The sequence below is a fragment of the Maritimibacter alexandrii genome (assembly GCF_005871115.1).
Taxonomy (GTDB): Bacteria; Pseudomonadota; Alphaproteobacteria; order Rhodobacterales; family Rhodobacteraceae; genus Maritimibacter; species Maritimibacter alkaliphilus.
Window position 1 is genome coordinate 580,575 of record NZ_SWKQ01000009.1, and the last position, 11,979, is coordinate 592,553.

Annotated in this window: 10 protein-coding genes; 3 read left to right on the plus strand and 7 right to left on the minus strand. The window is 63.8% G+C overall.

Features of this window, described 5'->3' with window-relative positions; translation table 11 throughout:
• Nucleotides 1–202 precede the first annotated feature (202 nt).
• The 6 genes from nadC to FCT00_RS03680 all read right to left on the minus strand — a co-directional run bounded on the left by nadC (nucleotide 203) and on the right by FCT00_RS03680 (nucleotide 7,277).
• Nucleotides 203–1,051 (minus strand): carboxylating nicotinate-nucleotide diphosphorylase, encoded by an 849-nt coding sequence (gene nadC, locus FCT00_RS03655; RefSeq protein WP_138421883.1) that lies wholly within the window; start codon nucleotides 1,049–1,051, stop codon nucleotides 203–205.
• Nucleotides 1,048–2,598, minus strand: a complete 1,551-nt coding sequence (locus FCT00_RS03660) for an L-aspartate oxidase (RefSeq protein ID WP_138421884.1) — start codon at nucleotides 2,596–2,598, stop codon at nucleotides 1,048–1,050. Before FCT00_RS03660 ends, nadC begins: the two co-directional genes overlap by 4 nt.
• 14 nt (nucleotides 2,599–2,612) lie before the next feature.
• Nucleotides 2,613–3,665: a quinolinate synthase NadA gene (nadA, locus tag FCT00_RS03665; RefSeq protein WP_138421885.1), complete on the minus strand. Its 1,053-nt coding sequence runs from the start codon at nucleotides 3,663–3,665 to the stop codon at nucleotides 2,613–2,615.
• Nucleotides 3,666–3,817: 152 nt separating this feature from the next.
• Entirely contained in the window at nucleotides 3,818–5,188 is a 1,371-nt protein-coding gene (locus FCT00_RS03670) for an aspartate aminotransferase family protein (RefSeq protein WP_138421886.1), read from the minus strand.
• A 24-nt stretch (nucleotides 5,189–5,212) separates the two neighbouring features.
• Nucleotides 5,213–6,688 carry an NAD-dependent succinate-semialdehyde dehydrogenase gene (locus tag FCT00_RS03675; RefSeq protein ID WP_138421887.1) on the minus strand — a complete coding sequence of 492 codons (1,476 nt, stop codon included), beginning with the start codon at nucleotides 6,686–6,688 and terminating at the stop codon, nucleotides 5,213–5,215.
• A 109-nt stretch (nucleotides 6,689–6,797) separates the two neighbouring features.
• Nucleotides 6,798–7,277, minus strand: coding sequence for an Lrp/AsnC family transcriptional regulator (locus tag FCT00_RS03680; RefSeq protein WP_008333834.1), 480 nt, complete (start codon nucleotides 7,275–7,277; stop codon nucleotides 6,798–6,800).
• A 161-nt stretch (nucleotides 7,278–7,438) separates the two neighbouring features.
• On the opposite strand from FCT00_RS03680, the gene FCT00_RS03685 reads away from it, so the two are divergent.
• Nucleotides 7,439–8,623, plus strand: coding sequence for a M24 family metallopeptidase (locus FCT00_RS03685; RefSeq protein ID WP_008333832.1), 1,185 nt, complete (start codon nucleotides 7,439–7,441; stop codon nucleotides 8,621–8,623).
• 10 nt (nucleotides 8,624–8,633) lie between these two features.
• On the opposite strand, the gene FCT00_RS03690 is transcribed toward FCT00_RS03685, so the two are convergent.
• Nucleotides 8,634–9,002: a GFA family protein gene (locus FCT00_RS03690; RefSeq protein WP_138421888.1), complete on the minus strand. Its 369-nt coding sequence runs from the start codon at nucleotides 9,000–9,002 to the stop codon at nucleotides 8,634–8,636.
• A 299-nt stretch (nucleotides 9,003–9,301) separates the two neighbouring features.
• Here FCT00_RS03690 and FCT00_RS03695 point away from each other — a divergent pair, with 299 nt between their 5' ends.
• Both FCT00_RS03695 and FCT00_RS03700 read left to right on the plus strand, forming a co-directional pair.
• Nucleotides 9,302–10,873, plus strand: a complete 1,572-nt coding sequence (locus FCT00_RS03695; protein WP_138421889.1) for an ABC transporter substrate-binding protein — start codon at nucleotides 9,302–9,304, stop codon at nucleotides 10,871–10,873.
• A 98-nt stretch (nucleotides 10,874–10,971) separates the two neighbouring features.
• Complete coding sequence (locus FCT00_RS03700; protein WP_008333826.1) at nucleotides 10,972–11,979, plus strand: ABC transporter permease subunit; 1,008 nt, start codon at nucleotides 10,972–10,974, stop codon at nucleotides 11,977–11,979.

Below are 11,979 nucleotides of genomic sequence, written 5' to 3' on the forward strand. Positions count from 1 at the left end.
TGAATTCGCGATCCCCAGGTTCGCGCGTTTGCTCGTGCCGTGAATCGTAACCGGAAGTAGACGCCGCTGCTAGCGGTCATGACCGAGTTGTGACCGGAATGCCCCGTTCCCGCCGACGTAGTGGTCGTGGCGACACATACAAAAGACGCAAGATATAGCGTCCCGACTTCGCAATCACGACTCTAAGTCTCGGATTTGAAAGCTAAAAATCCAGACCGAGATCAAGGGTCCGGGCCGAGTGCGTCAGGGCCCCGGAGGAGATGTAATCGACGCCCGTCGCGGCAACTTCCGCGATGCGCTCGAGCTTCATGTTGCCGGATGCTTCCAAGGGCAGGCGCCCGCCCGTCATCTTGACCGCTTCGACCAATGTCGGCGTGTCCATATTGTCGAGCAGAACCGCGCTCGCCCCGCCGACGTCGAGCACTTCGGCAAGCTGGTCGAGCGTATCGACCTCGATCTCGACGGTCATCATGTGGCTGGCCACCGCCTTGGACGCCTCCAGCACCGCGCGGACACCCCCGGCGGCCGCGATGTGGTTGTCCTTGATGAGGATCGCGTCGGAGAGCGAATAGCGGTGGTTGAAGCCGCCGCCATGCAGAACGGCGAGTTTTTCGACCACACGCAGGCCCGGCGTGGTCTTGCGGGTGCAGGTGATCCGGGTCTTTGTGCCTTCGGTCTTCGCCACGAAGGACTCGGTCATGGTGGCGATGCCAGACAGGCGGCCCGCGAAGTTCAGCGCCACGCGTTCGCCCGACAGGATCGACGCGGCCTTGCCCCGGATGCGCATGAGCGTGTCGCCGGGCGCGATGGTGTCGCCATCCTCGACGAGCGGCTCGATTTCAAGCGAGGGGTCGACGAGGCCGAAGGCGATGCGCGCGATTTGCATGCCTGAGACGATCCCCGGCTCACGCGCGTTGATCGCGGCGTCATAGGTCGTCGCGGGCGGGATCACGGCACGGGTAGTGACGTCGCCATAGGTGCCCAGATCCTCCATCAGCGCATTGCGCACGATGGGTTCCAGAACGATGTCGGGCAGCGTGGCGTAGGTCATACCATATCCTTGGCGGCGTCCCGGATGCCGACGGCGGCCTCCAGCGTGATCTTGGTGCGATGGGCGAGCGCGGGAACCTGCTCGGGAAAGTCGTCGCGATAATGCCCGCCCCGGCTTTCCTCGCGGGTCAGCGCGGCGGCGGCGATAAGGGTCGCGGTCGCGGTCATGTTGCGCATGGTCTCGTTGTTGGCCGCGGCTTCCAGCCCGGCGATGGTGGCGAGCGCCTGCTTCAGCCCGTCCGCATTGCGGCGCACACCGACATGGGTGGTCATGGTGCGGCGCAGGTCCATCACGGCGGCTTCGTCCACGTCCTCGCCACCCGTCGGGAAGGTGAAGGTCAGTTCTTCGGCCTCGGGAATGTCGCCAAGCGTCCGCGCGATGTCTTCGGCGGCTTTCTTGCCATAAACCAAGGCTTCGAGCAGACCGTTGGAGGCGAGCCGGTTTGCACCGTGCAGCCCCGTGGACGAGGCTTCGCCGCAGACCCAGAGGCGGTCGAGCGACGAGCGGCCATGTTCGTCGGTATCGACGCCGCCCATGTGGTAGTGCGCTGCGACCGCGACGGGGATCGGGTTTTCGACCGGATCGAACCCGGCGCGCGCGCAGGCCTCGGCCACCGCCGGAAATCGGGTCAGCACCTCGGCGCCCAGCGCGGCGCGCGTGTCGAGCATCGGGCGTTTGCCCGCCTGCGTCTGCTTGAAGATCTCGCGGGCGACGATGTCGCGCGGCGCGAGTTCGGCATCCTCATGCACCGTCGTCATGAACCGTTCGCCATCGGCATTGACGAGGATCGCACCCTCCCCCCTGAGCGCCTCGGTCGCGAGCGGCATGGGGTCTTCGCCCATGTCGATTGCGGTGGGGTGGAATTGCACGAATTCAGGGTCGGCGATCACGGCGCCCGCGCGGGCGGCGAAGCCGATGACCTGCCCCCGGATGCGCGGCGGGTTCGTCGTATGCGCGTAAAGCCCGCCGGAGCCGCCACCGGCCAGAAGCACGGCGGGCGTTTCGATCAGCACGGGGCCGGAGGCCGGGTCGGTGTGCCTGATCCAGACGCCGGTGACGCGCTCGCCTTCTGTCTCGAGCCCGGTCGCGAGGGCGCCTTCGATGACCTGCACCGATGCCGTGGCGCGGACCTTGGCGATCAACGTCTCCATGATCTGACGACCCGCCTGATCGCCCTTGACCCGTACGACGCGCGCGGCGGAATGCGCGGCCTCCCGGCTCATCACGTAATTGCCTTGGGCATCACGGTCGAAGGGCGTGCCGAACGCGGTCAGGTCGAGGATATGTTCGGCGGCGTGGCGGGTGACCATCGCGGCGACCTCGCCATCCACGGTCCCCGCCCCTGCGGTCATGGTATCCTTGGCATGTGCCTCGGGCGTATCGGACGCGGCCATCGCGGCGGCGACGCCGCCCTGCGCCCAGGCCGAGCTTGCACCCTCGCCAAGTTGTTCGGGCGAAATCATCAGCACCGGGCGCGGCGCCAGCGTCAGGGCCGCATAGAGCGCGCCCATACCCGCGCCGACGATGACGATACGTTCGGTTTTCATGGGGGTCGCCCCTATCAGATGCCCAGTTTCTTGCTGAGGTCGATCATCCGCTCGACCGCCACGCGCGCCTTGGCGGCCACGTCTTCATCGACGTGCACCTCTTCGACGCCCGCGTGAAGCGACCACAGGATTTTCTCCAGTGTGATCTTTTTCATGTAGGGGCACATATTACAGGGGCCGACGAAATCCACTTCGGGCAATTCGTCGGAAATGTTCGAGGCCATCGAGCACTCGGTCACGAGCAACGCCTGCTTGGGCTTATGCTCGCGCACATAGTTGATGATGCCGCTGGTGGAGCCGGAGAAATCGCTTTCGTCCACCACGTCCGGCGGGCATTCGGGGTGGGTGATGATCGTGGTGTCGGGGTTCCACTGACGATAGTCCTTGAGGTCTTGTGCCGTGAAGCTTTCGTGCACCACGCAGGAGCCGTTCCACCAGACGATGTTCTTTTCCGGCACCTGCCGCGCGACGTTCTGGGCAAGGTACTGGTCCGGCGCCATAATGATCGTGTCCTCGGGCAGCGCGCGCACGATGGCGGCGGCGTTGGACGAGGTGCAGCAGATGTCGGAGTTGGCCTTTTCCTCGGCGGTCGTGTTCACGTAGGTCACGACCGGCGCGCCCGGATATTGCGCGCGCATCTGCTTGATGCCATCGGCCCCGATGGAGTTGGCGAGCGAACAGCCTGCCTCCATATCCGGGATCAACACGCGTTTCGCCGGGTTCAGGATCTTCGACGTCTCGGCCATGAAATGCACGCCGCACTGGACGATGGTCTCGGCCTCGACCTCGGTCGCCTTGATGGCGAGTTGCAGGCTGTCGCCCACGAAATCGGCCACGCCGTGATAGATGTCCGGCGTCATGTAGTTATGCGCGAGGATAACCGCGTTCTTCTCTTTTTTCAGGCGGTTAATCGCACGCACATAGGGTGCGGCCACGGCCCATTCGGGCGGCGACACCACGCGATCCATCTTCGCGTAGTCGTCCTTCATTTCCTCGGCCAGGTCCGGGTTGGGCGCGAGGTCGTAAACCTCGGCCAGTTCCTGACGCATGGTGCGAAAATCGAGCATGTCCGCCCCCTTTCCGGGTCATACCGGCCCCTTCAAGCACCTTGGATGCAAAGCTGCAAGGTAAACCGCTGTTTAGAAGGAGTTTTAGGTCTGCTTTGCTGACCTAATATGGGGTCGCGGGGCCGAAATTCAAGATCGGCCCCGCCGCGTGCTTATCCCAGAACGCTGCGAACGGCGCGCCCGAGCTTGGTCGCGATCTCGTCCGCCTGCGCTTCGGTCAGGCAGAAGGGCGGCGCGAAACCAAGGATGTCGCCCTGCGGCATGGCGCGCGCGATGACGCCCTCGGACAGAAGCGCACCGGCGAGTTTGGCGCCGATCCCCTCGGACGGATCGAAGAAGGTGCGCGTTTCCGGGTCTTTCACGAATTCGACCGCACAGAGGAGGCCTTCGCCACGCACCTCACCCACATGGGCATGGTCGCCCACCTCGGCCTTGAGCGCCGCCTTGAAATGCGCGCCGACGGTGCCCGCGTTCTGGACGAGGTTCAGATCGTCGATCAGCTTCAGGTTCGCGATGCCCGCCGCCGCGCCGATCGGGTGAGCCGAATAGGTCCAGCCGTGGCCGATGGGGCCGTTCTCATCCGTCCCCTGCTCCAGCACCTTCCACATCTTGTCGGACAAGATGGACCCCGACAGCGGCGCATAGGCCGAGGTCAGGCCCTTTGCGATGGTGATGAGGTCGGGCTTGATGCCGTAGTGGTCGGAGCCGAACATGGACCCGAGACGCCCGAAGCCGGTCACGACCTCGTCCGCGATGAGCAGGATGTCGTGCTTTTCGAGCACCTTCTGGATCGCCTCCCAATAGCCCGCAGGCGGCGGGACGAGGCCGCCGGTGCCCAGCGCGGGCTCGCCGATGAAGGCGGCGATGGTGTCGGCCCCTTCCCGTTCGATCAGTTGCTCGAGTTCGTAAACGCAGTGACCGACGAAATCCTCTTCGGTCATGTCGGTGTTCTCGCGGCGGTAGTAATACGGCGCCTCGGTGTGGATGACCTGTTCCAGCGGCAGGTCGAATTTCTTGTGGAACAGATGCAGGCCTGTCAGCGACCCGGTCATCAGGCCCGACCCGTGATAGCCGCGCCAACGCGAGATGATCTTCTTCTTCTCGGGGCGGCCAAGGATGTTGTTGTAATACCAGACCAGCTTGATGTTGGTTTCGTTCGCGTCCGAGCCAGACAGGCCGAAATAGACCTTGGACATATGGTCCGGCGCGCGGTCGAGCACCATCTTGGCAAGCGTGATCGACGCCTCGGTGCCGTGGCCGACATAGGCGTGGTAATAAGCCAGTTCCTTGGCCTGCTGGGCGATGGCTTCGGCGATTTCGGGGCGGCCGTAGCCGACGTTCACGCAATAGAGCCCGGCGAAGGCGTCGAGAAGTTCGTTCCCGTCGCGGTCGGTGATGTGACAATCTTTGCCGGTCTGGATGACGCGGCTCGGCGCTTCGCCACGGGCGAACTGGGCGAGGTGCGTGGACGGGTGAAAGAAGTTCTCCCGGTCCCAGCGGTCGAGTTGATCGTTCTTGAGCATCGTTTTTCCTTTTTTACTCGATGATTACGCCCAGTCGCGGCAGACGTATTTGATTTCCATGAATTCCTCCATGCCGCGCCGCGCACCTTCGCGACCCAGACCGGATTGCTTGGTCCCGCCAAAGGGGATCGGCGCGCCCGTGACCTTGGTGCGATTCACCGCAACCATGCCGTATTGCAGCGCGCGGGTCAGGCGGTAGATGCGGCGCGGGTCCATAGAATGCACATAGGCCACAAGACCGTATTCCGTATCGTTCGCGCGGCGCACCACCTCGTCCTCGCTGTCGAAGGGGGTGATCGCGGCGACGGGGCCGAAGGTCTCCTCACGCATGATGAGGCAGTCGTCGGTCACGTCCTTGAGCACGGTGGGCGCGTAGAACAGATCGCCATGCTCGGTGCGTTTGCCACCGCACATGAGCGTCGCGCCTTTGGCGAGCGCGTCGGCGACGTGTTCCTCCTGTTTCGCCACGGCTTTCTCGTTCATCAGCGGGCCGATGTCCGGGTCGTCCATGCCGCGCCCAATGGTCAGCGCCTCGGTCGCTTCGGTGAACATCTGGCAGAACTCGTCATAGACGGCGCGTTCGACATAGATGCGGTTCGCGCCAAGGCAATCCTGCCCGGAGGTCGCCCACTTGGCCTTCATCGTCTCGGCCACGGCTTCGTCCAGATCGCAGTTCTTGAACACGATCACCGGGGCGTGGCCGCCCAGTTCCATGACCAGTCGTTTCACGGTGGCAGCCGACTGGCGGTAGAGGAGCCGGCCCACTTCGGTCGAGCCGGTGAAAGACAGGGCGCGCACGCGGTGGTCCTGCGTCCACGGCTCGACGATGGTGGGCGCGTGGCCGGTGACGACGTTGAACACGCCCGGTGGCACGCCCGCGCGTTCCGCGAGTTCCGCCAGCGCGAGCGCGGAATAGGGGGTTTCGTGCGACGGGTGCGCAACGATGGTGCAGCCGGCTGCAAGCGCGGCGGCGGCCTTGCGCGTCAGCATCGCGGAGGGGAAGTTCCACGGGGTGACGAGGGCGACGACACCGACGGGTTCGAGCCACAGCTCGACCTCGGCATCGTGGAGGTGGCTGGTCACGCCTTCGATGTTCGGGCGCTTGGCCTCTTCGGCATAGAACTCCACGAAAGAGGCAGCGTAGTCGATTTCGCCCCGCGCTTCGGAGATCGGCTTGCCCTGCTCCAGCACCATGATGCGGGCGAGATCCTCTTTGTGGGCGAGCATCAGGTCGAACCAGCGGCGGATGATCGCGGCACGCTCCTGCGGCAGAGTCATGGACCAGTCGGCAAAGGCCATCTGCGCGGCGTCGACGGCCGAAGTGGAATCCTCTGCGGTCAGCTTGGCGACTTCGCCGAGGAAAGCGCCGTTGGCGGGGTCGGTGACGTTGAACGAACCACCGTCCGAGGCCGCGCGCCACTTGCCGTTCACATAGGCGAAGCTGCGCAAAAGCCGCTTGTCGGTGATGTCCACGTGGGTCGGGATCGCTGTGTCGAGCATCTCAAGCCTCCTGTTCGATGGGCTCAAGATGAGGGATTCGCGCGGGCGTCGAGGCCGAATTTGGTCTCTTGCGGAGAGGATTCCTCTCCTGCCCGCAGGGTTTGGGAGACTATTCCTCTCCCGCGATCAAACCCAGGGGCGGCGGGCCGCCTTTGACGGGCTTGGTCACGATGTAGGTGAAATACCGCGACAGGCCGATGCGGGCGTCGAGCATCACGTCCATCAGGCGTTGATAGGCGTCGATGTCGCGGGTGACGACCTGCATGAGGTAATCGTAACCGCCACCCAGCGCCCAGCAGGCGGTGATCTCGTCATACCGGGTAAGCGCGTCTTCGAAGATGCGGAAACTGGCGGCGGTGTGATCTGCGATCTCGACCGCAACGAAGACCGTCACCGACGGCCCGATCCTGCGCAGGTCGAAGCGCGCGCCGTAGCCGTCGATCACCCCGGCCTTTTCCAGCCGCTTAAGGCGGTTCCAGCAGGGCGTGGGCGACAGCCCCACCGCATCGGCAAGCGCGGCCTTGGTGATACGCCCGTCGCGGGCGAGCACCTTGAGGATGGCGAGGTCTGTGGCGTCGAGGGCAACCATATCAGGCCTTTATCACGACTTTCGCGGTTCCCAACAGCAGGAACGCATTTCGGCTGCTCCCGACCGCCCCGCACGTCACTGCGCCAGAAAGTCATTGAACCTGCGGGCTTTTCCGCCATCCTCTGCCTGACCCAAGCAACCCAGACGGAACGGGAGTCGTCATGCCGATTGAGAATGCGCATTTCACCCAAGGGGAATTCGACCGCCGCATCGCCCAGACGCGCGCCGCCATGGAAGCGATGGGGATCGACGTTCTGTTCCTGACGAACCCGTCGAACATGAATTACATCACGGGCTACGACGGCTGGTCGTTCTATGTGCATCAGGGGGTGATCCTGCCGCTCGACGGCAAACCGATCTGGTGGGGGCGGCTACAGGATGCCAATGGGGCGCGACGCACGGTCTGGATGGATGATGACGAGATTATCTACTACGCCGACCGCTATATTCAGGCGCCCGACATTCACCCGATGGAGGATCTTGCCAGTCACCTGCGCATCATGGGCTATGGCGACAAGCGCATCGGCGTCGAGATGGAGACCTACTTCTTCACCGCCCGCGCGTTCGCGGTGCTGGCCGAGGGGCTGCCGGAGGCGGATTTCATCGACGCCTCGACGCTCGTGAACTGGGTGCGGCTCAGGAAGTCGGACGAAGAACTGGCGTTCATGCGCCGCGCCGCGCGGATTTCCGAACTGGTCATCGGCAAAGCGGTCGAGATCGCGGAGCCGGGGATGCTCAAACACGAGTTGGTGGGCGAACTCTTCAAGACCTCGGTGCATGGCGAGGACGACAGTTGGGGCGATTACCCGGCGATCGTGCCGCTCCTGCCCTCGGGCGCGGATGCCTCGGCCCCGCACCTGACGTGGAACGGCGAGGCGCTGAAGAAGGGCGAGGCGACGTTCATCGAGCAGTCGGGATGCTATCGCCGCTACCACGCGCCGCTCAGCCGGACGATCTTTTTTGGCAAGCCGCCCAAGCACATGAAAGACGCGTCCGAGGCGCTGACCGAAGGTCTCAACCAAGGGATCGAAGTGGCGCGCGCGGGCAATCGGGCCTGCGACATCGCGCGGGCGCTGGACGTGGAACTGCTGAAGGTCGGGATCGAACGGCCCAACCGCGCGGGCTACGCCGTGGGCCTGTCCTATCCGCCGGATTGGGGCGAGCACACCGTGTCGATCCGCGCCTTCGACGAAACCGTGCTGGAACCCGGCATGACCTTCCACTTCATGCCCGGCCTGTGGATGGACGACTGGGGTCTTGAGACGACCGAGACGATCCTCATCACCGAGGACGGCCCGGCCCAGACCCTCTGCAACGTCGAGCGGAAGCTCTTTGTGAAGGACTGAGAGGTCGGGCTCAGCCGTCGCGCTCGAACCCCTCGACCCCCGGCACCTGCGGCAACCACGGCTCCCGTCGGCAGGTCCACAGCTCATATGTCGGCTCGAACACGCCCGGCTCATCCAGTGTGCCGAGATGCACCTCGAATTCGCCCTCGCTGACCGAGAATACGGACGAGCCGCAGGTGGGGCAGAAATGACGGCCCTGATACTGCTTCGTTTCTCCGTCCACGGTCACGGCGTCCGCGGGAAAGAACGCAGCCGCAAAGAACACGGCGCCATGATGCTTTCGGCAATCCAGACAATGACACAGCCCGACGCGATCCGGCATGCCCCGCGCCGATATGCGCAGATTTCCGCATAGGCAGCCGCCCGTCACCGTTTCCATACCCGATCTCCTTTCGACCCGAGCCCTGTCGGTTTGTTCGAACCCGTCCAATTCACCTCACAAAAATAAGGGTTGCGTGAGTTTGACCTGATGGTCAAAGTTGACGCAACGGCACGGGTTGTCTCGACCCGACTGCGTCGTAAGAAATTTGATCACATGGGGCGCAAGACCCCGGATGACAGGGAGAACAAGCTTGGCCCGCCCGTGAGGCGGGCGGTTCCGTTTATGGAGCCGCCGGGCCCGGCACCCTCCCTCAGGCAAGACCGATCAGAGCGAGAGACCCAAACAGGGAGTTACAAATGTCTCTAAGAAAAACACTGACCGCAGCGGGCCTTTTCGCCCTGCTCGCGGGCACCGCTTCGGCGCAATCGACGCTCGTCTATTGCTCCGAAGGCAGCCCCGAAGGCTTCGACCCGGCGCTCTACACGTCCGGCACGACCTTCGACGCCTCGTCGCACCCGATCTACAACCGCCTCGTCGAATTCGAGACGGGCACCACCAACGTCGTTCCGGGTCTGGCCGAAAGCTGGGAAACCTCGGAAGACGGTCTGGAAGTGACCTTCAAGCTGCGCTCCGGCGTGAAGTTCCACGAAACGGACTACTTCACCCCCACCCGCGACTTCAACGCGGATGACGTGGTCTATTCCTTCATGCGCCAGATGGAGACCGAAGGCTCCTGGGAATACTTCAACGGCATGTCGATGCCCGACCTGATCTCGTCCATCGAGAAGGTCGACGACATGACGGTCAAGTTCGTGCTGACCCGTCCCGAAGCGCCGTTCATCGCGAACCTCGCCATGGACTTCGCCTCGATCCAGTCCAAGGAATACGCCGACGCGATGGACGAAGCCGGCACGCCCGAGATGCTGAACCAGCAGCCCATCGGGACCGGACCGTTCGAATTCGTGGCCTACCAGAAGGACGCGGTGATCCGTTACGCCAAGAACCCCGAATACTGGAAAGAAGGCCTGCCGAAGGTCGACAATCTGGTCTTCGCGATCACGCCCGACGCCTCGGTCCGCTACCAGAAGCTGTCCGCCGGCGAATGCCACGTGATGCCCTATCCGAACCCCGCCGACATTCAGGCGATGATGGATGACGACGGCATCAACGTGATGGAGCAGGAAGGGCTGAACGTCGGCTACCTCGCCTACAACACGCAGCAGGCACCGTTCGACAACCCGATGGTGCGCAAGGCGCTGAACATGGCGATCGACAAGCAGGCGATCATCGACGTGGTGTTCCAGGGCTCCGGCTCGATCGCCAAGAACCCGATCCCGCCGACCATGTGGTCCTACAACGACGCGATCGAAGACGACGCCTACGATCCCGAAGGCGCGATGGCGATGCTCGAAGAAGCCGGTGTGTCGGACCTTTCGATGAAGGTATGGGCGATGCCGGTGCAGCGCCCATACAACCCGAACGCACGCCGTATGGCCGAACTGATCCAGGAAGACTTCTCCAAGATCGGTGTGGACGTCGAGATCGTGTCCTACGAGTGGGGCGAATACCTCGACCGCTCGAAAGACGTCGAGCGTGACGGGGCCGTTCTGCTGGGCTGGACCGGCGACAACGGCGACCCGGACAACTTCCTCGCCGTGCTCCTGGGCTGTGACGGTGTGGGCGGTTCGAACCGTGCCCAGTGGTGCCACGAGCCGTTCGAAGAGATCATTCAGGAAGCCAAGACCCTGCCGACGCAGGAAGAGCGTGCCGCGCTCTATGAAGAGGCTCAGGTGATCTTCAAGGAGCAGGCCCCGTGGGCGACCATCGCGCACTCGGTCGTGTTCATGCCGATGCGCCCCGAAGTGGAGGGCTACAAAGTCCACCCGCTCGGCGGCCACATCTTCACCGAGGTTTCCCTCGCTGAATAACGCAAATTGGCGGGGCCTGCGGGCCCCGCCATTCCGACCGGAGCCGATATGATCCGTACAAGCCAGGCCGACGCCCAGCCGAACCGCAGGACCCGCTGATGCTACGTTACCTGATCGGGAGGCTCCTGACCTTCATCCCGACGTTCATCGGGGTCACCATCATCTCATTCTCCTTCATCCGCGTGCTGCCCGGCGATCCGATCATTGTCATGGCGGGCGAACGCGGCATGACCGAAGAACGCTACAACGAGCTTTACCAGCAGTTCGGATTCGACCGCCCGCTCGTCGTGCAGTTCTGGGATTTCTTCACCGGCGTCCTTCAGGGCGATCTCGGCACCAGCTACGTCACCAAGCGCCCCGTCTTCGACGAGTTCTTCGCGCTGTTTCCGGCGACGCTGGAGCTGTCGTTCTGCGCCATCGTCATCGCCATCACGCTGGGCATTCCGGCGGGCGTCATCGCCGCCGTGAACCGCGGCAAGTTCTTCGACCGCGCGCTCATGTCCTCGGCCCTGATCGGGTATTCGATGCCGATCTTCTGGTGGGCGCTGCTGCTCATCATCATCTTCTCGGGCAATCTGGGCTGGACGCCCGTGTCCGGCCGGATCGACCTGCTCTACTATTTCCCCGACGTGACCGGCTTCATGCTGATCGACTCGCTGTTGTCGGGGCAGGATGGCGCGTTCGTCTCGGCCGTAAGGCACCTGATCCTGCCGTCCATCGTGCTCGCCACCATCCCGCTCGCCGTCATCGCGCGTCAGACCCGTTCGGCCATGCTCGAAGTGCTGGGCGAAGACTACATCCGCACCGCCCGCGCCAAGGGCCTGACCCCGCCGCGGGTGAATGGGGTCCATGCGCTCAGGAACGCGATGATCCCGGTCATCACCGTGATCGGCCTGTCCGTGGGTATGCTCCTTGCAGGGGCCATCCTGACCGAGACGATCTTTTCGTGGCCGGGCATCGGCAAGTGGATGGTCGACAGCATCTATCGCCGCGACTACCCGGTCGTGCAGGGCGGGCTGCTGCTCGTGGCACTTCTCGTAATGGTGGTGAACCTGATCGTCGACCTGCTCTACGGTCTCATCAACCCCAAGATCCGGAAGCGCTGA